At 46.4% G+C, this 20,880-nt stretch carries 22 protein-coding genes; 14 read left to right on the forward strand and 8 right to left on the reverse strand.

Translation table 11 applies throughout. The annotated features are described in order from the left end of the window. Positions 1 to 27 precede the first annotated feature (27 nt). The 3 genes from BN3261_RS01660 to BN3261_RS01670 are packed head-to-tail and all read left to right on the forward strand — an operon-like array spanning position 28 to position 1,521. On the forward strand, positions 28 to 387 hold the full coding sequence (locus tag BN3261_RS01660) for an anti-sigma factor antagonist (protein ID WP_044961012.1): 360 nt from the start codon (positions 28 to 30) through the stop codon (positions 385 to 387). Next, positions 371 to 796 carry an anti-sigma F factor gene (spoIIAB, locus tag BN3261_RS01665; RefSeq protein WP_015526893.1) on the forward strand — a complete coding sequence of 142 codons (426 nt, stop codon included), beginning with the start codon at positions 371 to 373 and terminating at the stop codon, positions 794 to 796. The genes BN3261_RS01660 and spoIIAB overlap by 17 nt, the downstream gene beginning before the upstream one ends. A 2-nt stretch (positions 797 to 798) precedes the next feature. After that, complete coding sequence (locus BN3261_RS01670) at positions 799 to 1,521, forward strand: SigF/SigG family RNA polymerase sporulation sigma factor (protein WP_021650746.1); 723 nt, start codon at positions 799 to 801, stop codon at positions 1,519 to 1,521. A 62-nt stretch (positions 1,522 to 1,583) separates the two neighbouring features. Here the strand turns inward: BN3261_RS01670 and BN3261_RS01675 are convergent, their stop codons facing one another. Both BN3261_RS01675 and BN3261_RS01680 read right to left on the reverse strand, forming a co-directional pair. Next, on the reverse strand, positions 1,584 to 2,081 hold the full coding sequence (locus BN3261_RS01675) for a QueT transporter family protein (protein WP_015526895.1): 498 nt from the start codon (positions 2,079 to 2,081) through the stop codon (positions 1,584 to 1,586). Between the two features lie 169 nt (positions 2,082 to 2,250). Beyond that, positions 2,251 to 4,779 (reverse strand): leucine-rich repeat domain-containing protein, encoded by a 2,529-nt coding sequence (locus tag BN3261_RS01680; protein ID WP_059085329.1) that lies wholly within the window; start codon positions 4,777 to 4,779, stop codon positions 2,251 to 2,253. A 332-nt stretch (positions 4,780 to 5,111) separates the two neighbouring features. Here BN3261_RS01680 and rfbD point away from each other — a divergent pair, with 332 nt between their 5' ends. Together rfbD and BN3261_RS01690 are read left to right on the forward strand one after the other, a co-directional pair. Next, a complete protein-coding gene (gene rfbD, locus BN3261_RS01685) occupies positions 5,112 to 5,963 on the forward strand; it encodes a dTDP-4-dehydrorhamnose reductase (protein ID WP_015526899.1) in 852 nt (283 codons plus the stop codon). Position 5,964: 1 nt separating this feature from the next. Continuing rightward, positions 5,965 to 7,263, forward strand: coding sequence for a dicarboxylate/amino acid:cation symporter (locus BN3261_RS01690; protein WP_059085330.1), 1,299 nt, complete (start codon positions 5,965 to 5,967; stop codon positions 7,261 to 7,263). Positions 7,264 to 7,381: 118 nt separating this feature from the next. Here BN3261_RS01690 and BN3261_RS01695 read toward each other — a convergent pair whose 3' ends face one another. After that, complete coding sequence (locus BN3261_RS01695) at positions 7,382 to 8,299, reverse strand: LysR family transcriptional regulator (RefSeq protein ID WP_059085331.1); 918 nt, start codon at positions 8,297 to 8,299, stop codon at positions 7,382 to 7,384. 191 nt (positions 8,300 to 8,490) lie between these two features. On the opposite strand from BN3261_RS01695, the gene BN3261_RS01700 reads away from it, so the two are divergent. Together BN3261_RS01700 and BN3261_RS01705 are read left to right on the forward strand one after the other, a co-directional pair. Then, entirely contained in the window at positions 8,491 to 9,414 is a 924-nt protein-coding gene (locus tag BN3261_RS01700; protein ID WP_021977051.1) for a 4Fe-4S binding protein, read from the forward strand. Between the two features lie 195 nt (positions 9,415 to 9,609). Next, a complete protein-coding gene (locus BN3261_RS01705) occupies positions 9,610 to 11,592 on the forward strand; it encodes a sodium-translocating pyrophosphatase (protein WP_059085332.1) in 1,983 nt (660 codons plus the stop codon). A gap of 123 nt (positions 11,593 to 11,715) precedes the next feature. Here the strand turns inward: BN3261_RS01705 and BN3261_RS01710 are convergent, their stop codons facing one another. Genes BN3261_RS01710 through BN3261_RS01730 form a run of 5 tightly spaced genes read right to left on the reverse strand, consistent with a single transcriptional unit; the run spans position 11,716 to position 14,695 of the window. Next, complete coding sequence (locus tag BN3261_RS01710) at positions 11,716 to 12,342, reverse strand: stage V sporulation protein AA (protein WP_059085333.1); 627 nt, start codon at positions 12,340 to 12,342, stop codon at positions 11,716 to 11,718. A gap of 25 nt (positions 12,343 to 12,367) precedes the next feature. Then, positions 12,368 to 12,724, reverse strand: coding sequence for a SpoVA/SpoVAEb family sporulation membrane protein (locus tag BN3261_RS01715; protein ID WP_059085334.1), 357 nt, complete (start codon positions 12,722 to 12,724; stop codon positions 12,368 to 12,370). A gap of 2 nt (positions 12,725 to 12,726) precedes the next feature. Next, the gene (locus BN3261_RS01720) at positions 12,727 to 13,782 is read right to left on the reverse strand and encodes a stage V sporulation protein AD (protein ID WP_059085335.1); all 1,056 of its coding nucleotides are present in this window, start codon (positions 13,780 to 13,782) and stop codon (positions 12,727 to 12,729) included. Beyond that, positions 13,779 to 14,237, reverse strand: a complete 459-nt coding sequence (locus BN3261_RS01725) for a SpoVA/SpoVAEb family sporulation membrane protein (RefSeq protein WP_059085336.1) — start codon at positions 14,235 to 14,237, stop codon at positions 13,779 to 13,781. Before BN3261_RS01725 ends, BN3261_RS01720 begins: the two co-directional genes overlap by 4 nt. Positions 14,238 to 14,278: 41 nt before the next feature. Further along, the gene (locus BN3261_RS01730; protein ID WP_015526908.1) at positions 14,279 to 14,695 is read right to left on the reverse strand and encodes a stage V sporulation protein AB; all 417 of its coding nucleotides are present in this window, start codon (positions 14,693 to 14,695) and stop codon (positions 14,279 to 14,281) included. A gap of 191 nt (positions 14,696 to 14,886) precedes the next feature. Here BN3261_RS01730 and BN3261_RS01735 point away from each other — a divergent pair, with 191 nt between their 5' ends. From BN3261_RS01735 to rpsJ, 7 genes are all read left to right on the forward strand, one after another. Then, positions 14,887 to 15,618 carry a tRNA threonylcarbamoyladenosine dehydratase gene (locus BN3261_RS01735; protein ID WP_044961026.1) on the forward strand — a complete coding sequence of 244 codons (732 nt, stop codon included), beginning with the start codon at positions 14,887 to 14,889 and terminating at the stop codon, positions 15,616 to 15,618. Positions 15,619 to 15,735: 117 nt separating this feature from the next. Next, positions 15,736 to 16,653: a UDP-N-acetylmuramate dehydrogenase gene (gene murB, locus BN3261_RS01740; RefSeq protein ID WP_059085337.1), complete on the forward strand. Its 918-nt coding sequence runs from the start codon at positions 15,736 to 15,738 to the stop codon at positions 16,651 to 16,653. A gap of 187 nt (positions 16,654 to 16,840) precedes the next feature. Continuing rightward, a complete protein-coding gene (gene rapZ / locus BN3261_RS01745) occupies positions 16,841 to 17,719 on the forward strand; it encodes an RNase adapter RapZ (protein ID WP_015526911.1) in 879 nt (292 codons plus the stop codon). A 48-nt stretch (positions 17,720 to 17,767) separates the two neighbouring features. Next, positions 17,768 to 18,724 (forward strand): DNA-binding protein WhiA, encoded by a 957-nt coding sequence (whiA, locus tag BN3261_RS01750; RefSeq protein WP_015526912.1) that lies wholly within the window; start codon positions 17,768 to 17,770, stop codon positions 18,722 to 18,724. After that, a complete protein-coding gene (locus BN3261_RS01755; protein WP_015526913.1) occupies positions 18,721 to 18,975 on the forward strand; it encodes an HPr family phosphocarrier protein in 255 nt (84 codons plus the stop codon). The genes whiA and BN3261_RS01755 overlap by 4 nt, the downstream gene beginning before the upstream one ends. A 145-nt stretch (positions 18,976 to 19,120) precedes the next feature. After that, complete coding sequence (locus BN3261_RS01760; protein WP_059085338.1) at positions 19,121 to 20,200, forward strand: hypothetical protein; 1,080 nt, start codon at positions 19,121 to 19,123, stop codon at positions 20,198 to 20,200. A 349-nt stretch (positions 20,201 to 20,549) separates the two neighbouring features. Next, positions 20,550 to 20,867 (forward strand): 30S ribosomal protein S10, encoded by a 318-nt coding sequence (gene rpsJ, locus BN3261_RS01765; protein WP_015526916.1) that lies wholly within the window; start codon positions 20,550 to 20,552, stop codon positions 20,865 to 20,867. Positions 20,868 to 20,880: the final 13 nt, after the last annotated feature.

A 20,880-nucleotide genomic window follows, 5' to 3' on the forward strand; every position in this document is an offset into this window, starting at 1 on the left:
AAAAATCAAAAATGGGGGAATGATAGAATGACATCAGGTTTTGAAAAATCCGGAACCGTGCTGACTGTACATCTTCCGGCGGAACTGGATCATCCGGCTTCTGATGAGATTCGGAGAGATTCAGACCGAATTATTGGACATAACTATATAAAAAATATGATTTTTGATTTCTCAGAGACCGTTTTTATGGACAGTTCCGGGATCGGTCTGCTGATGGGTAGGTACCGGGCACTTGGCATGAGGGGGAAATGTGTGCAGGTTGTCAATGTGAACAGTCATATTGCAAAGCTTCTGCGGCTATCCGGAGTGGGAAAATATATTGAAATCTGTGGAATTAAAAAATCGGCAGGTGAACAGGAGGGTGTTTATGATGGAAAACACAAATGAAATGACGATCATTTTTGACAGCAGACCGGTAAATGAAGCACTGGCAAGAGTTGCTGTGGCTTCATTCTGCACACAGCTGAATCCTACGCTGGAGGAAATTTCGGATCTGAAGACCGCAGTATCGGAGGCAGTGACCAACTGCATCATACACGGGTATGAAGGGGAGATACATAAGATTCGGGTAGAATGTCGTCTCCGGGGGCAGGAGCTTCAGGTAGATGTGACAGATCACGGAGCCGGGATCCCGGATATCAAAAAAGCCATGGAGCCTCTGTTTACCACAAAGGCTGATAAAGACCGCTCCGGTATGGGGTTTACATTCATGGAGGCGTTTATGGATGAGCTTCAGGTGGAATCGGAGGTTGGCCGTGGAACTACAGTGCACATGAAAAAGATCATCAGGAGGTAACTATGGATCGTACTCTTGTCCTCATCGGGCGTGCACACCAGGGGGATAAAGCGGCAAGAGATCTTTTGTTTGAGGAAAATACAGGACTGATATACAGTGTGGCAAAGCGTTTTCTGGGACGAGGGGTGGAGATGGAGGATCTGTTCCAGATCGGCAGCATCGGACTTCTGAAAGCTGTGGATAAGTTTGACATGTCCTATGATGTGAAATTTTCCACCTATGCCGTTCCCATGATCATCGGAGAGATCAAACGTTATCTCAGGGACGACGGGATACTGAAGGTAAGCCGTTCTCTGAAGGAAAACCACTACAGGATCTATCAGGTGAGAGAAGCACTGACACGCCGGCTGGAGCGGGAACCTACGACGGGAGAAATGGCAGAGGAAATGGGAATTTCCATAGAAGAACTGGTAATGACCATGGAATCCGGTGCAGAGGTGGAATCTCTTCACAAAACGATCTATCAGGGTGAGGGAACGGAGATTTCTCTGATGGACAAGCTTCCGGAAAAAGAAAACCGGCAGGAAAAAGTACTGGACAGGATTTTTCTGGAAGAGATACTGGGAACTCTGGAGGCAAAGGAGCGGAGGCTGATCTATATGCGGTATTTTCAGAACATGACCCAGATGGAGATCGCCCATGAGCTTGGCGTATCCCAGGTACAGGTATCCAGAATGGAAAAGAGGATCCTGCGCAGTCTGCAGGAATCCGCAGAGAAAAAATAAAAGAGAGCCATGAGAAATGCTGCTGTTTTCTCATGGCTCCTTTTTGTGGGCAGCAGATTTAGTCAGACTGCTGCTTTTTTATGAAAAAGTACATTTTTGTATTTGGAAAGTGCTCCAAGAAGGATCATACCGATCACACCGGCTGAGATAAATTCGCCGGCTCCTACTGTGAGCATCATAAACGGGATAGGAAGGTTAATGCCATATCCGTAACGAAGCACAAGAGGAACGATCACAATGTTGGAAACGATCGGCGGGATTGGGGCTGTCCATTTGCCTGTATTGCGAAGCTTGTAGGTAAAGAATGCACCGATAAGTGTGGCAATGCTTCCGAAAATGATGTCAACCGGAATCGCACCGCCAAGAAGATTGGCGATGATACATCCCACGAACAGTCCCGGGATGGCAGCCGGTGTGAAGAACGGAAGCACGGTCAGCGCCTCGGAAAACCGGATCTGAACTTCACCGAAGCTAAGTGGCGCGAATACCAGTGTCAGGACAACATATACAGCTGCAATGGCAGCTCCCTGTACCAGAAAATGAGTACCTTTGTTTTTCATGTTTTTTATTCTCCTTTAGTTTTGTTTTACGAGTGGAAGGTCACGAACACTCGGCACATTTATAGGCGGTGACCGCCTTGTAAGCCCTGTACGACCTTGGTTTTTGCGGGCTTTTGCAGCGAAACTGAGTATAGCATAAGGGGCGTGGAAATGCAAGGTACGATCCTGACTATTTGATAACCCTGGCCTGTGTGGACAGACCCTGGCTCTGAAACAGCTTTTTGTAAGAGGAAAGTCTGCTTGCCGGAACCTTTACAGTCAGTTTTTTGTAATTATTCTGACCTGCTCTTGTGAAGATATATTTACCTGAGCTTTTGGAAGTAAGACGTCCTGTCTGTATGGTGACAGAGGTAAGGGCCTTACAGTCACAGAAAGCTTTTGTGCCGATCGCAGAAACTCGGGAACCGATTTTTACAGTACGAAGACTTGTGCATCCCTGGAAGGCTCCGGCACCTATGCTTGTGATATTTCCTGAAATCGTTACCTGTTTCAGGTTTTTACAGTTTTTGAAGGCATTGGCTGCAATGGCTGTGACTTTGTAGGTTTTTCCGTTAGCTTTGACAGTGGCCGGAATCTTTGCAGTGACAGTATTGCGTGAACGTGGTCCCTTCAGTGCTACGGAAGTCCCGGTGGTATTGACTGTGTAGACATTATAAGCATCCCGGAATGTTTTTGCAGTCTGTGGCTTTGGTGTGGCTGCAGGAGTGATCTGGAAATTTAAGGTGATGGTTCCGTAGAAATGGTAATCACCGATGATCTTCAGGGTAGCAGTTCCTGCTTTTTTATTGTTCTGGTATGTCACATGATAATCATTGATGCCAGAAAGCTTTGCTTTTCCAAGAGTTACGGTTGGAACGGGCTTTATGTCAGAGCCTGTATAGGTATATGTTTTTTTGATCCCTGTTACAGCTGCATCGGAAATATTGCATGCATAGCTGATATTGTTTTTCTTGGCATATGTAACTGCGTAAGAGCCGTACGGAGCATGGATCTTGCAAAAATATGCATGAGAGTTGACATACCCGTAGCCGCCCCACACAGCATCCGTTCCAATGCTTTTAACAGTATCAGGTATGTTGATCCTGGATAGCTTGTCACAGTAGGCGAAAGCTTCTTTTCCGATCTTTGTGACCCCTTTCTGGATGTCCACTTCTTTCAGCTCAGGAAGAGAAACAAAGGCCCTTTCGGAAATACTTGTGATCCCGGGCTTTATTATTACCTTTCTGATCTGGTTTTTGATAGCTTTCCAGGAGGAATCGTTGGAGAAGGAAAACCAGCCTTTTGTTGAAGAGACCGGGTATCGGTGGTTTTCCTCTGTGGAAATAGAAAGTGGTCCGTAGCCGGAGATCGTAAGGATACCGTTTTTGAAATTCCAGGTTGCGTTGTCACCTGCGATATGGTAAGTTTTTTTGTCAGCTTTTCCGTTGTCGGAATTAATGGAATAAAAGTTCAAGGTGTTGGAGTTTGAAGCATAATAAACGACCCTGGAATCCTTTACCACAGGCTGACAATCAGAAATCGGAGCAGCTGTTGTAAACTCTTTGCTGAGACTCTTTCCCTTTCCGTCCACAAAAAGATAATGAAGGGTGCTGGAAGAGAGCGGATCGTTAGCGGAAGAGTTTTTCTTGTTATCGTCGGAGACGTATTCTTCCCAGGAAATCATAAAACGGTTGTCATTTATTTTGGTGATCTTTACGCCCGCAAAGCTTTTTCCTCCGCCTGTAAAGTTGGTAAGCTTCCTGGTAATGGTTGCTTTTTCGGAAAAGTCAGACATTGGTGTGACGGACAGATAAAGGTTATGAGGCGTGTTTTCAGATACCTTATCATATTTGGACTGATCGATGGAAGTGCCAACGCATAATACACTGTCAGAGGAAACAGCCATGCCGTCAACGCTTGCGTAGCAGGCCAGTGCCCACACAGAAGTATGTGAGCCTCCGTATGGCAAAAGCTCTATGGTGGTGCAGGCAAGTGTAGTGCTGTCGTATCTGGAAAGAATTGTACATCGTGAACCCTCACTCTGCTCCAGTACGTAGAGATAAGAACCTTGTGATTTGATATACTGTGCAAAGGAATGCCACAGATCGCAGGAAACGATCTTTCCTTTCATGGTTGCCTGGTCGATCTCGACCATAAGGAAGCCCTGATGTCCCTGACCGACAGAGGGATCCACATATCCTTCGTGACCGGTAACAACATAGAGTTTGCCGTTGCTTTCTGTCATTTCCACACAGCCATAGTCAAAGGGCGTGCGGACCTCACCGCCAAAAAGCTCCGGGTTACTGGTAATTGCTGCTGCACCGTTCCGGTTCCAGCTTGTATCGTAGCGGATAACGCGGATGACCTCAGCGGAATCGTTTTCTTTGTTGTTTGTCTGGCCTTCTACCAGATAATATCCGTCAGATCCGGCATAAAAGCCACCCCACAGTGGAAGCTCCATGTTGATCTTGCGCTTGCTTCTGATCTTCAGATCATTATCGTAATATTCAACGCCGACAGAATTTTTCTGGTGGAAGACCCTCATGTATCCGCCGGAAACAGGAATAAGATCAGAGGTACGGCGTAACCTGACATTGAGATTGTCCTGTGCGGTTGGCGTAAGAGAGCCTGCCCGGGCTGTCTGTGGAAACAGGATCAGACAGAAGCAAAGACAGCAGAACAGAAATAGCAGAGATGTTAATTTTTTTAGCTTTTTCATAAGTTTCTCCTTTGTATGTGTTTTTAGATGATCTCCTGTTTAGATTATAATTCATGGGACAGAATTTACAATACAAAATCGGGAGTTATGGAACTCCCGATCCTCAGGATTTCTGTAAATTCTGTTCACAAAAACATCTTGAGGAAATACTGCTGGTGGGCAGTAACATCAGCAGCAGGAACCTTATGGAAACAGGGGCTTTTTTCTTGACAGTTTTTTGTGATATTGATAAAATATATTACAGTATATAGGTTAAAGGGGCATTGGTTTTGATCTAAATCAATGTCTCTTTATTTTATATATCACACATATTACACCAGGGAGGTAGAAAGATGTTAAAAGTATGGATCGCAGGTGCCAACGGACAGATCGGACGGGCACTGAATGATGTTCTGGATCCAATGCAGATCGAGACTCTGAACACAGATCTTGATGAGCTGGATATCACAGACACAGATGAAGTGATCAACTTCGGTTCCATTAACCGTCCGGATGTGATCATCAACTGCACCGGTATCACAGATACCGATGAGTGTGAGAAGAATCCGGAACATGCATACCGTGTCAACGCACTGGGAGCAAGAAACTTAAGCATCGTGGCAAGAAAATGCGGGGCAAAGATCGTCCAGCTTTCCACAGATGATGTTTTCGACGGAAAGAGCAAAAAACCGTATACAGAGTTTGACGATACCAATCCGCTGACTGTTTACGGCCGTTCCAAGAGAGCCGGAGAGAACTATGTAAAAGAGTTTACACACAAACATTTCATTATCCGAAGCAACTGGGTATACGGAAAAGGCGGAAACAATTTTGTAAACCGTGTGCTGGAGACAGCAGAAAAAGGCCAGGCGCTTTCCGTTGCTTCGGATCAGTTCGGATCACCGACCAGCGCCAAGGATCTGGCAAGAATGATCCTGTATCTTATCGATACCAACGAATATGGAACTTATCACGTAACCTGCAGCGGTGTATGCAACCGTTATGAGTTTGCAACCGAGATCCTTCGCCTTGCAGGAAAGGAGATCGAACTGAGATCCGTGCCGACAGAGCAGTCAGATCTTTCTTCTGTCAGACCGCCATATGCCGTCCTTGATAATTTTATCCTCCGTATTATTGAAGTGTATGACATGCCGGACTGGAAAGCATCGCTGAAAGAATATATGGATGAAAGAGCGGAGGACTAGAATGAAAGAGAAAAATATAAAAGAGAAAACACAGCAGAAAAAGAAAATGGGCCTTACCACGAAGATCTTTGTGGCGCTGATCGCAGGTGCGATACTGGGAATCATTCTCTGTTACCTGGTTCCTGACAGCAGCTTCAAGAAAGATGTGATCGTGGAGGGAATCCTTTATGTGATCGGACAGGGATTTATCCGTCTGATGAAAATGCTGGTTGTACCGTTGGTATTCTGTTCCCTTGTCTGCGGAAGTATGTCCATCGGTGATACCAAGAAGCTTGGAACCGTAGGTGTGAGAACACTGGTATTTTATCTGGCGACTACAGCTCTGGCTGTTTCGGTTGCTCTGATGGTAGGTAATCTGATCAATCCGGGTGTGGGACTTGATATGAGCTCTATTCAGTCCTCCGCTTCCTCTGTGGAGACTATGGAGGCGACCTCTCTTACGGATACCATCCTGAATATCATTCCGGATAATCCGATCAATTCCCTGGCAAGCGGAACCATGCTTCAGGTTATCGTATTTGCCCTGATCGTGGGTGTGATCCTTGCGAAAATGGGGGAGCGCGCAGAGACAGTAGCGAACTTTTTCAGCCAGTTCAATGACATCATGATGGAGATGACCATGATGATCATGGCACTTGCACCGATCGGTGTATTCTGCCTTATCAGCAGAACCTTTGCAAACATCGGTTTCAGCGCGTTTATCCCGCTGGCAAAATATATGATCGGTGTTCTCCTTGCACTGGCAATCCAGTGCTTCGGCGTATACCAGATCCTGCTGAAGATCTTCACAGGACTGAATCCGATAAAATTCATCAAGAAATTTTTCCCGGTTATGGCATTTGCATTCTCAACAGCTACATCCAATGCCACGATCCCGATGTCCATTGATACCCTGTCCAAAAAAGTGGGTGTTTCCAAGAAGATTTCTTCATTCACCATTCCTCTTGGAGCTACCATCAACATGGACGGTACCTCTATCATGCAGGGTGTTGCCGTAGTATTTGCGGCACAGGCCTTCGGTATCCACTTAAGTCCGATGGATTATGTGACAGTTATCGGAACTGCAACCCTTGCTTCCGTAGGAACTGCCGGTGTACCAAGTGTTGGTCTTGTTACTCTGACCATGGTATTTAACTCTGTAGGACTTCCGGTTGAGGCAATTGGTCTGATCATGGGTATTGACCGTATCCTGGATATGACCAGAACAGCGGTTAACATTACCGGTGATGCAGTCTGCACAACCATCGTTGCACACCAGAACGGTGCACTGGATAAAAACGTGTTCAACGAATCAAACTAAATATCCGGTTCAAAAAAAGATCCGACCCTGTCGGGTGAGAAAAAACGAAAAACGGCTGTACATATCGTAAGAGCGATATGTGCGGCCGTTTTTTTACTGGATCAGGTAAGTCCCCTGCTTATTCCTGTTCCAGAACACCCATGACAGAGGGTAGTTCCAGCTGCTGATAGGTGTGAAGGATCTTTTCCAGCTCAAAGATAGCAGGGGTAAGAAACTTATTCTTGTGATAGACCAGCTTGAATTTCCGGTTCCATTCCCCTGCTTCGTTGCAGAAGACCCGGACTGAACGGTGACGGATCTCATGATGCATAAGACGGATGGACATAACAGAGAGCATCTGGTTATACAGCACTGCGTTCAGCAGTGCCCGCGGACTGTTGGCTTCCCAGGCAGTTCGGATCTTCAGATCATGGCGAAGGGTGTAATCCTCAAAAAGCTGTCTGGTACCGCTTCCATATTCCCGGACTGCAAATTTCTGGTTGTTCAGCTCCTGGACATGGATGCGTCCTCTGCGGTAAAACGGATGCTTTTTTCCGGCGGCAAGGACCAGACAGTCGTCGATGATGGGAAGAACGACAAGGTCCGGGGAATGAATCTCACCTTCTACCACAGCAGCGTCCAGCTCAGAACGCAGAAGCTTCTGTTCGATATTTTGCGTGTTGGTGACAAAGGAGTAAACGTCAAGGTCCGGGATTTTTTTCTGCAGATCCAGGATAATGGATGGGGTCAGGCAGGTTCCCACAGTGAGGGTGGAACCAAGCTTCAGGGTGGAAGACTGTCCCTGGTTCTGCATCAGCTCTTCCAGCTGCTGAAACTGGCGGATCATTTCACGGGCATGGGGAAGAAGAAGCTTTCCCCGTTCTGTGAGATAAAGCTTTTTTCCAAGACGTTCAAAGAGAAGGCCGTTATAATGAGCTTCCAGCTCACGGATGGCCTGACTGACTGTTGGCTGGGAAAGATAAAGATGTTTGGCAGCAGCACTCATGGAGCCCTGTTCCGCAACGGCCGCAAAAACAGTGAGATGGCGGATGGTCATATGGAATCTCCTTTTATTGTAAATTGGTATATAGGTAAAACCTATCATTTTTATAAAATAATATCATTTCTCAAATACATCTTCAAGTGGTATAGTAGGAAGTACGTGAAAACGATTTCAACATTGCAAAATACAGGGCAACGATACCGTGGGAAAGTATCGGAATGCCGGTGAGACCAGGAGGAGGAAATATGTCAGCATTAACTGTAAGCAAAGAGGAAGAGAAAAGACTGAAGGGGCAGGGGTTTTTAAATAACCGGGGAACCGATGAATTTTCTGCACGGGTGATCACTGTAAACGGAAAGGTGACAGCGGCACAGCACAGATGTATGGCGGAAGCAGCAGAGAAATTCGGCAACGGAAATCTTACCTACACGACCAGGCTTTCCGTGGAGATCCAGGGAATCCCCTACGAAAAGATCGAAGAGTTTCAGGAATTTATTGCGAAGGAAGGTCTGGAGACAGGAGGAACAGGAGCAAAGGTCCGACCGGTAGTATCCTGCAAGGGAACCACCTGTCAGTATGGACTTCTGGATTCCTATGCAATTTCAGAAGAGATTTTTCGGAGATTCTATAAAGGCTACCGTCAGGTTGCACTGCCGCATAAATTTAAGATCGCAGTAGGCGGATGCCCGAATAACTGTGTGAAACCAAATCTGAATGATGTGGGGATCATCGGACAGAGGATCCCGCACTTTGACAGCGAGGCATGCAAGGGCTGCAAAAAATGTGCCATTGAAGCTGCATGTCCAAACAAAGTGGCGAAAGTCGTTGACGGGAAACTGCACATTGATGAGGAGCTTTGCAGACACTGCGGAAGGTGTGTGGGAAAATGTCCATTCCATTCCATCCCGGACGGTACCTACGGATTCAAGATCTATATCGGTGGACGCTGGGGAAAGAAAATTTCTCATGGAAAGGCCCTGAACCGGATCTTTACGTCAGAGGAAGAGGCACTGGATGTTATTGAGAAGGCAATCCTGCTTTTTAAGGACCAGGGATTAAAGGGAGAACGTTTTGCCGAGACTATAGAACGAATTGGATTCGAAAATGCAGAAAAACAATTATTGGAAAAAAATCTTCTGGAAAGAAAAATGGAAATTTTGTCCAAATAGAGATATAAAAAACTTCCTATTATATAAGCTGTCTGAAACTGAAAAAATGCGAGCAATAATATAAAAAATTTTTATCCCATTTATATAAATTTTTATTATATCACAGTATTAACAAAAAAATAAGTGAAAATTCTATTTGAAATATGCAAAATAATGTGATAAAGTATTAACAATACATGAACGGAGGTAAAAAGAGTGGAAAACTACATGTATTTGGTGCCGGTGGCAGCAGTACTGGCACTTCTGTTCGCAGCATACCTTGCAGCGAAGGTCAGCAAGCAGGATGCAGGAACAGACAGAATGAAGGAGATCGCAGGTGCGATCGCAGAAGGTGCCCGCGCCTTCTTAACAGCAGAGTACAAGATCCTGGTTATTTTTGTAGCCGTACTTTTTGTACTGATCGGAATCGGAGTTGGAAGCTGGGTAACAGCAATCTGCTTCGTAGTAGGTGCTCTGTTTTCAACAATCGCAGGATACTGCGGTATGACCGTTGCAACAAAGGCTAATGTAAGAACAGCAAATGCAGCAAAAGAGGGAGGAATGAACAAGGCTCTTTCCATTGCATTCTCCGGCGGTGCTGTTATGGGTATGTGTGTTGCAGGTCTTGGTGCACTGGGTGTCAGCGTTGTGTATATCATCACAAAGAACGTTGACGTACTTTCTGGATTCAGCCTTGGTGCTTCTTCCATCGCACTGTTTGCACGTGTTGGTGGTGGAATCTATACAAAGGCAGCTGACGTAGGAGCTGACCTTGTAGGTAAGGTTGAGGCAGGAATCCCGGAGGATGACCCTCGTAACCCGGCTGTTATCGCGGATAACGTAGGTGATAACGTAGGTGATGTTGCTGGTATGGGTGCAGACCTTTTTGAGTCCTATGTAGGATCTCTGGTATCTGCCCTTACACTTGGTGCGGTAGCCGGAGCAGTTTCCGGTGTTCTCTATCCGCTGGCTATTGCAGGCTGTGGACTGATCGCATCCATCATTGCAACATTCTTTGTAAAAGGTGATGATAATTCCAATCCGCAGAAAGCCCTCACAAGAGGAAGCTATGTATCTGCAACACTTGTTATCATTGTGTCCCTGATCCTCAGCAAGACTCTCTTCGGAGACATGAAGGCAGCCATCGCTGTGATCGCAGGTCTTGTTGTCGGTGTCATCATCGGAAACATTACAGAGTATTACACATCTGCAGATTATAAACCGGTTCAGGGAATCGGCGAGCAGTCTGAGACAGGTGCAGCTACAACTATCATCAGTGGTATCGCAGTAGGTATGAAATCTACAGCATTCCCGATCCTGCTGATCTGTGTTGGTATTTTTGTAGCATACGGTGTGGATGGATTATACGGAATCGCTCTTGCAGCAGTTGGTATGCTTTCCACAACAGGAATCACAGTTGCCGTTGACGCGTATGGACCCATCGCTGACAATGCCGGTGGTATTGCAGAGATGTCAGGTCTGGATGAGTCAGTTCGTGAGATCACAGATAAGCTTGATTCTGTAGGTAACACAACAGCAGCTATGGGTAAAGGCTTCGCGATCGGTTCCGCAGCTCTTACAGCGCTTGCTCTGTTTGTATCTTATGCGAATGCAGTAAATCTGGATGCGATCAATATCCTTGCTCCTCGTGTTACGATCGGTATCTTTATCGGTGGTATGCTTACATTCCTCTTCTCGGCCTTCACAATGGAATCCGTTTCCAAGGCTGCTTACAAGATGATCGAGGAAGTAAGACGCCAGTTCCGTGAGAAACCGGGTATCATGAAGGGTACCGAGAAACCGGATTACAAATCATGCGTTGCGATCTCCACAACAGCAGCTCTTCACGAGATGATGCTTCCTGGAATCATGGCGGTCGTTGTTCCGGTTATCGTAGGTGTTGTTCTTGGCGTTGAGGCTCTTGGAGGACTTCTTTCCGGTGCTCTTGTAACAGGTGTACTGATGGCGATCTTCATGTCCAACGCAGGTGGTGCATGGGATAATGCAAAAAAATACATCGAGACAGGTCATCATGGCGGAAAAGGCAGCGAGGCGCACAAAGCAGCCGTTGTCGGCGATACAGTCGGCGATCCGTTCAAAGATACATCAGGGCCTTCCATTAACATCCTGATCAAGCTTATGACTATTGTATCACTGGTATTTGCTCCTCTGTTCTTATCCATCGGAGGACTTCTGTAAATATCATTTCAGAAAAAAAGTAAACCCATATTATATAAAAAAAGCTCTTTGCAGAGAAATCTGCAGGGAGCTTTTTTTGTGCGACAGGCGGCGGAATTGTACGGATATGAGAGTGGACTCTGGTTATGAGTCAGTTTCTGGATTTTCTGTTCGTGCAGCCTGTTCAATCAGTGTCCGGTTTACATCATCCTCATAGGTCCGCATCTGCACCTGCATAGGTGTGGGATCATCGCTTAGCTTCAGATGCCCGAAATGATTAAAGAAGATCAGTACGCCGAGGCCGATCCCGATGGAGTAGGAAATCTCCAGGATGGTAAAGCCGGAGGAACTTTTTCCCGTAACAAGAGTGTAAAACTGGCTAAAAAGGCTGCCCATATCTACGTCATTATTAAAGGTCATAATGGAAAAAGCGGCGCCGAAAAAGGAAACCAGGCATACAAAAAGGATTTTCACATACCGGAAAATTTTCCCTGTGGCAGAGCTGATGCGGTAGGTGATGATAAAATCCGTTTCCCCGATGGGAGAAATATCAATGGAGGGTTCCAGCTTCTGGATCTTTTTCAGAAGATCCGAGACAGACATCACATAGCGTCCGGGCTTTTTCACATCCAGAACGATCACAGGCATGACCCGCAGACGATTGAGGATTTTGGGGTCACTCATGGAAAGTGCAGCGATATCCTGAAGATATACATGTGGGTTGGTGACTTCAATGTTCTGATCCAGCTGCAGATAAAGAGTATCACTCATGAGAAAAAACTCCTTTCCCGGAATATTATTTTTTCATTTTTGGACGGAAGAAGAGACTGGCCAGATAAGAGAAGATCAGGGCGGAGGAAACTCCGGCAGCACAGGCAGTGAAGCCTCCTGTAAAAAGCCCAAGGATGCCGTCTTCTTCAATGGCTTTTTTCATACCCTCCCATAATACATGTCCGAAACCGATCAGCGGGACGGAGGCCCCGGCACCTGCAAAATCCACCAGCGGCCGGTAGACGCCAACGGCACTTAACAGGGCGCCGCTGCATACCAGAAGTACCATCACACGGCCAGGCATCAGCTTTGTCTTGTCCAGAAGGATCTGGATCAGGGCACAGACAAGGCCACCGAACCAGAATGCGTTAAAGTAATCCATGCTCATACCTCCATATGCTCGATGACAACTCCGTGGGCAATACCCGGAATACTGTCACCTTCATTAAAGCTTACTTTGGAAAGAAGCGCTCCTGTTGGTACAAAAAGGATCCGCTTCCATTCTCCGGATACAATCTTCGGAAGGATATAGGAGGCAAGGACTACAGCAGAACAGCCGCAGCCGCTTCCTCCTGCGTGGGTGTCCTGAGAAGGATTGTCATAGATCAGGATACCGCAGTCTTTATGAATGGGAGAAAGCCGGATATTTTGTTCCTCCAGAAGATCCAGGAAAATTTTCTGCCCGATGATCCCCAGATCCCCGGTAAAGACGGCATCATAATCCGAAGGCGTCCGCCCGAAATCCGAAAAGCTTCGTGCAATGGTATCGCAGGCTGCAGGAGCCATACAGCCTCCCATGTTCATGGAATCCCTGAGACCGTAATCCATCACACGGCCGGCAGTAAGGCCAGTGATAGCAGCACAGCCTTTGCCGGAGCGCAGAGGAGCTTTTTCTCCGGGAGGAGATGTACTTAGGATACAGGCACCGCTTCCGGTTACTGTCCAGGTGGCAGAAAACGGCCGCTGGTTTCCGTATCCCAGAGGAAAACGAAATTCTTTTTCCGCACTTGCGAAATGGCTGGAGGTGGCACATAAGACCCGTGTGCCGAATCCGGCGGTCAGAGCAAGGGAACCGAGAGAAAGTGCTTCCCCTATGGTGGAGCAGGCGCCGTAAAGACCGTAAAAGGGAATTCCAAGTCCAGCGGAGCCGAAACAGGTGGCTGATGTCTGAGCGAGAAGATCTCCGGCGAACATCAGATGGATATCTTCGGAGCTCAGTCCGGCTTTGCTTATGGCCTGAGTGGCAGTTTCTTTCTGCAGTGTGCTTTCCGCAGATTCCCAGGTGTCACAGCCAAACATGGGATCTTCACAGACCAGGTCAAAAAGATCTCCAAGAGGACCGTCCGCCTCTTTCTGACTGACGATGGATGCGGCGCTTTCGATATACAAAGGCTGTGAAAATGCAATGCTGGCTGCGCCAAGTCTGAGATTTTTGCTCATGATATCACCTCCAGGATCTTTAGGATATAATAGATCACACCCAGTCCCCAGGCGCTTAAGATGCCGTAGAGGATCACAGGACCTGCAATAGTAAAGATCTTGCACCCTATGCCGAAAACCTGTCCTTCTGCCCGGAACTCAATGGCGGATGCAGCCACTGAGTTGGCGAATCCGGTAATGGGAACAAGACTTCCTGCACCGCCGAATTTGCCGATTTTGGGATAAATACCAAAGCCCGTGAGAAGGACGCTTAAGAGAATGAGAAGGACAGAACACCAGGTTCTGGAATCGGAAGCATCTGCACCGAGAGCCTGTGCTGTGTTTAAGATAACCTGTCCAAGAAGACAGATCAGTCCGCCCGTGAGAAAAGCTTTTGCCATATTCAGCGGCAGACTGTGGGTGGGAGTAAGCTGCTTGACATATTGTTCATATTTTTTTTCGTTGATATTTTGCATATGGAAAATCCTTTCGTGAGATGGTAGAGTGACAGTAAGAATTACATCCAGCTCATGGCATAATAAAACAGGGAGCCCAGGGCTTTTCCGGCAGCAATGGAAATTATTACCGGAGAAAGCCCCTGAGAGAGCTTCAGCCGTCTGGCAAAGACGGGAAAGACTTTTGCGATCTCTGCCAGTGCAAGGATCCAGCCGCCCAGGAAAATTCCGAAAAATACTCCGCAGACAGCCAGGAAAAAAGGTCCCAGCGGAATTCTGATCGGAAACAGGGTGACGACGGTTCCGGCAACTGTTCCCAGAAGTGTCAGATCTTCATAAAGAAAAATCTGGTCAGCTGTATGCGTGATACCTGCATAGCGGGGAACAATGGAAAGGCCGATCAGCAGTCCGGAGACACCTCCTGCAACGATGATCCCGGCACAGAAACCGATAAAGCACAGAATCAGCTGTTGAAGCATGGACAGAACCTCCTTGTGGGATTGTATGGGAATAGTATGAGAAAATGTAAATTTTTTATGCGAAAATCTTAAAAAACAAGAATATCTGTACATTTACGGACAGAGATAGTATAATAAAAAGGAATATAGACAGCGGCGGACAGGCGCTGTCTTTCTCAATCAAAAGAAAAAACAGTGTCAGGAGGACGGATATGCAGGATGCTTTTTCACGTATGGAATTGCTCGTTGGAAATACAGGTGTAAAAAAACTCAGCAGGGCGAAAATTGCAGTATTCGGTCTTGGCGGAGCCGGATCACAGGTGGCAGAGTCACTTGCGCGCTGCGGTGTGGGGAGTCTGACACTGATCGATCATGAAAAGATCACATTGACGAATATCGGAAGCCAGGTGCTGGCACTTCATTCTACTCTGGGAATGAGCAAGGTAGAGGCGGCCAAGAAGAGAATCCGGGATATTGATGAGAATATTTTGGTGCATACCTACGAAACCTTTTATAATGAGGAGACTGCGGGAATGTTTGAATTGCGTTCCTTTGATTATATTGTGGATACAATGGGAACACTGTCGTCAAAACTGCTTCTGATCAGCAGAGCAAGGGAGGGACGTGTGCCTGTGATCTCCTGCCTGGACATCGGGGACAAGATAGACCCGTCTAGACTTGAGGTTGCGGATATCAGCAGGACCACAGTATGCCCGGCGGCCAGGATCATAAAAAAAGAACTGCGTAAACAGGGAATACGTAAACTCAAAGTACTGTATTCCAGAGAACAACCGGCAAAAGAAAAGCTTTTCAGACGGAGAAGAACTATGGTGAAGAAGCCTGCCGAAGGAAATATTTCCTTTGTGACAGGGACTGCGGGATATCTGCTGGCGGGAGAAGTTGTGCGGGATATACTGTCAGCCGGAAACGTTTCACACAGCTGACAGCAAATGAGAAATTGAGCGCAGATCACGGACAGATCCAGTTCATGAGCATGAGTCAAGGCGGAACAGTAATGTCTGCTTTACAGAAATAAAACAGAAAGACTGAGGAAATAAAAAGTGAATTCAGAAATCATAAAAAAGTTCTGCGATCTTCTTGGAGAAGAACGTGTTTTTACAGGCGAAGCAATGAGCCGTCATACAACTTTTAAGATCGGAGGTCCGGCGGATTATTTTTTGATGCCGGATAAAGACACAGATGTGGGGCGTATCGTAAAAATCTGTAAAGAAAGTGCGATCCCTTATTTTATCCTCGGAAACGGAAGTAATCTTCTGGTAGGAGACGGCGGTTATCGTGGCGCGGTTATCCAGATCTACAAAAATATGTCTGCCGTTACCGTAGAAGGAACAGAGATCACCGTACAGGCAGGTGCGCTGCTTTCATCGGTGGCAGCAGCAGCAAAAAATGCAGCTCTTACAGGCTTTGAGTTTGCAGGCGGGATCCCGGGAACTATGGGCGGTGCGGTTGTGATGAATGCAGGTGCCTATGGCGGCGAGATGAAGGATGTTCTCACAGAGATAACTGTGATGGATGAGGAGGGAGAGATCGTTACCCTTCCGGCAGATAAACTGGAATTGGGATATCGTACCAGCATCATCAAAACCGCAGGTTATATCGTGCTGGAAGCAAAGCTACAGCTGAAGGAGGGAAATCCGGAAGTGATCCGTGAGACCATGAAAGATCTGACGATCCGTCGTACCACCAAACAGCCGTTGGAGTATCCCAGTGCTGGAAGTACCTTTAAGAGACCGGAGGGATATTTTGCAGGTAAGCTGATCATGGACAGCGGTCTTGCTGGATATCAGGTAGGTGGTGCACAGGTTTCTGAGAAACACTGTGGCTTTGTGATCAATGCAGGCGGTGCAACTGCCAGGGATGTCCGCACGCTGATGGATAATGTCAGGGATATCGTTTATAAGAAATATGGAGTTACGCTGGAACCGGAGGTGAAGTTCCTGGGTGATTTTGAAGCCTGATGACCATTTCTGGTACATCGTTTTCAAAATAATTATACCACTTACTTGTCTGTGGATCCGATCGCACAGACCTAAAAGCCTCAGCGTAGCCCGGCTTTCAGATACCCAGGATATGAAACAGAGGGAACAGGAATGCGTATGTACGCTTTACAGATAACGGAAGAAGAAATGGAAAGGAAGAGAGACTATGCGTTTTGTGATCGTTACAGGAGTGTCAGGAGCAGGAAAAACAGCTGCACTTAAAATGTTGGAGGATATGGGATATTTCTGCGTGGATAATCTTCCAATCCAGCTTCTGGAAAAATTTGCTTCCCTTCTTCCTGAGATGCAGAGCGAAAATGTTAGAAATGTGGCTCTGGGGATCGATGCCAGAAGCGGAAGTGCCCTTGATGAACTGGAAGTAGTTCTGGACCGTATGAAGCAGACCGGGTATGATTACGAGATCCTGTTTATGGATGCAGAGGATTCTGTCCTTGTAAAACGCTATAAAGAATCCAGAAGAAGCCACCCGCTGGCAAGAGCAGGGAGAGTGGATGAGGGAATCCGCCTGGAACGTGAGAAAACAAAATTTCTCCGGAAACGTGCGGATTATATCATTGATACCAGCCATCTGCTTACCAGGGAGCTTCGCCAGGAAATCGAAAAGATCTTTGTGGATGACAGAGAGTTCAGCAATATCATGATCTCTGTGCTTTCCTTCGGCTTTAAGTATGGAATCCCGGCAGATGCAGATCTTGTGTTTGATGTGCGATTTCTTCCCAATCCCTATTATGTGGATGAACTGCGTCCTCTGACAGGCCTTGACGATGAAGTGTTCAATTATGTGATGGCCAGTGATACGGCGAAAGCCTTCGCGGACAAACTGGAGGATATGATCCGTTTTCTGATCCCTAACTACATTAAAGAAGGGAAAACAAGCCTTGTGATCGGTATCGGATGTACAGGGGGAAAACATCGTTCTGTTACTATTGCCAGAGAACTTTTTTCCAGGCTTTCCAAATCGGATGAATACGGCATCCGCCTGGAGCACAGGGATGCGGAGAAGGACAGACTTCTGAAAAAATAACTGCCGCGATGAAAAGGGTGGCAGGGAAACAGTAAAAGAGGGTTCGGGATGTCATTTTCAGGAAAAGTCAAAGAAGAACTTGCAGGACAGCTTAGTCTGGCCAGGCACTGTCAGGTGGCAGAACTGGCGGCACTGCTCTGCGGCTGCGGCCGTGTGGAAAAAATGTCGGATGGAAACAGAAAACTATGGATCCAGACAGAAAATGAAGCAGTTGCAAGAAAAAGCTTTACATTATTGCGAAAAACCTTTAATATAGAGACAGCGATTGTTATCCGGGAAGGATCTCATCTCAAACGGGGTAAGGTATATCTTGTTGAGGTTACGGATCCTGCCAGAACAGAGGAAGTACTGCAGGGGACAAAGCTTTCTGTGGATAACGAAACCGGTTTACTTGAAATGGATAATTCGCTTGTGGTTCAGATGAACTGTTGCAAGCGGGCATTTATTCGCGGTACTTTTTTGTCGTCCGGTTCGATCAGTGATCCAGAGAAAGGGTATCATTTTGAGATCGTGTGTCCGGACAGCAGGAAAGCAGAACAATTACAGGGGATTATCCGCAGTTTTCACGTAGAAGCTAAAATTGTGGTGCGCAAGAAATCATATGTGGTCTATGTGAAGGAGGGCGCACAGATCGTTGACATGCTGGCAGTCATGGAAGCGAACGTAGCCCTTATGGATCTGGAGAACATCCGGATACTTAAGGAAATGCGTAACACGGTAAACCGCAAGGTGAACTGTGAGGCTGCGAATATCAATAAAACGGTAAATGCGGCAGTGAGACAGGTGGAAGATATACAGCTGATCAGCAGAACTATCGGCTTTGAGAGCTTAAGCGATGGACTGGCACAGATAGCCAGGCTGAGACTGCAGTATCCGGATGCCACACTGAAAGAATTAGGTATGATGTTGAATCCGCAGGTGGGCAAATCAGGTGTGAATCACCGGCTTCGCAAGCTGAGTGAGATCGCAGATGAGCTGCGGGAGAACAAGGAGGAGCTATTATGATTAAAAAACCAATCACTATCAACTTATCCACTGGACTGGAGGCAAGACCTGTAGCACAGCTTGTTCAGGTGGCAAGCCAGTTTAACAGTGAAATTTATGTTGAGATTGGCAAAAAAAGAGTCAATGCAAAGAGCATTATGGGAATGATGACTCTGGGACTTGACGCTGGAGAAGAGATTACACTGTCTGCCAACGGTGATGATGAGAATGCAGCGATGGAGAGCATTGAACAGTATTTAAGCAACCAGTAATCAGTTGGAACAGAGCAGTCCGCGGAAAATGGTAGATTCCTGCGGATGTGGAATATAAAGGGATACAGACGGAAAGGAAGACCGATTCCCGCTGTATCCCTTTCCGCTTCAAAGTACCTACAAATATGAAAGAGGAAGATTACCTATGTCAAAAGTATTGAAATTTATCGTACATTTTGTTGTGATATGCACACTGATCTGTGTACTGGGACTTGTTCTTCCGACGTTCTTCGGGGTGAGAACAGTGATCGTGGATAAATCCGATAAGGCAACGAACCTCCCAGTCGGATCTGTTACATATGCGATCCCGGAGAAGAGTTCTGCGATCAGCGCAGGTACTCCGATCCTTGTACAGAAAGATTCCGAGACATATAAATATACGATCACCAATCTCGATGCCTCCAAGGGAACCGGAACAGTAACAGATCAGTCCGTTTCCGGAGGAAAGACTTTTACCATTAAGGTTGGAGATTATGTTCCGAAAGTTGTAGTTACCATTGGCTATGTGGGATATCTTATGGTGGCTACAGAAAGTATTGAAGGCCTGATCATTCTTGGTCTGGTCGTATTGTTCCTGATCATCCTGTATGTGATCGCAGAGCTCTGGAAGAAAGAGCCGGATGATATTGAGGAAGATGTGAACGATCCGGAACCGGGTTATGTGAAGTCTAGGAAAGAACTGAAGCAGGAAGAAAAAGCACGTGCCAGAAGAATGAAGGAAGAAGAAAAAGAGATCATTCAGGAAGAAAAGGCACGAAAACACAAAAATAAAAAAGCAGATAAGCGTAAGGTCCGTACGGGCGGTTTCGTAGATGAAATTGACGAAGAGGATGTTACAGGCTATTCGGAGAATAAAAAGAAGGCTGCCATACAGCAGACTGCACAGACTGCCGCAAGTGAAGCTCATGCGGAACTTAAGAAAGAGATTGCAGCAGCCACTTCAGAAGAAGCAGATATGCTTTCCAGACTGGAAATGGCAGAACGTACGGTTGAAGAAAACAGAAAGCCGCATCCGGCCGGAAAGGTCGAAGAGGTTCCGGAAGAGGAAGAGGAGCCGGTTACCATTGGAAGCCTTGCGATGCCGTCTTATTCCGCAGCGCAGCTTGCAAGCCGCGTAAAGAAAGCCGGTGATGCACCGGATATCGTTAAGGATGACATCACGAAGGTTACACTGTTTGATTACTCGGATATCATCAGTGGTGATGTGGACGATATGGAAGAATAAAATAAGTACCTATTATATAAGAAGAAAATGGTTCAGAAATGAGCCATTTTCTTCTTTTTTAAAAAAAATCAAAAAAATTAAAAAAAAGGCTTGCATTCTGAAGAATCATCGTATATACTAATCCTTGCTGTGACATTGATAGCTATGAAGCGCGAGGTTGCTGCCACACTGGCAGGTTTTCCGTGGAGCGAATGTCAAGTTAGGAAACTGACGACAAGTCACTGTACAAAGTTCAATAACCATCTTGGGATGGGACGTGTGTGCAAATATACCATGACACACACGGAGATGTGTACAGTCGCCGCTTGTCGTACTGCTATATAAGTACGAATAGGAGGAGACTTTTTTTATGGCAAATCAGGTAATGAGAATCACATTAAAGGCATATGATCATCAGCTCGTTGATGCATCTGCAGCAAAGATCATCGAGACAGTAAAGAAGAACGGAGCAATGGTAAGTGGACCGGTTCCGCTTCCTACTAAGAAAGAGGTTGTTACAATCTTAAGAGCTGTTCATAAATACAAAGATTCCAGAGAGCAGTTTGAGCAGAGAACACATAAGAGACTTATCGATATCCTGACACCAACTCAGAAAACAGTAGATGCACTTTCCAGACTGGAAATGCCGGCTGGTGTTCACATCGATATCAAGATGAAAAACCGCTAATAATGTCATTTGA

It is taken from the genome of Blautia massiliensis (ex Durand et al. 2017) (genome assembly GCF_001487165.1).
In the GTDB taxonomy this organism is placed as follows: domain Bacteria; phylum Bacillota; class Clostridia; order Lachnospirales; family Lachnospiraceae; genus Blautia_A; species Blautia_A fusiformis.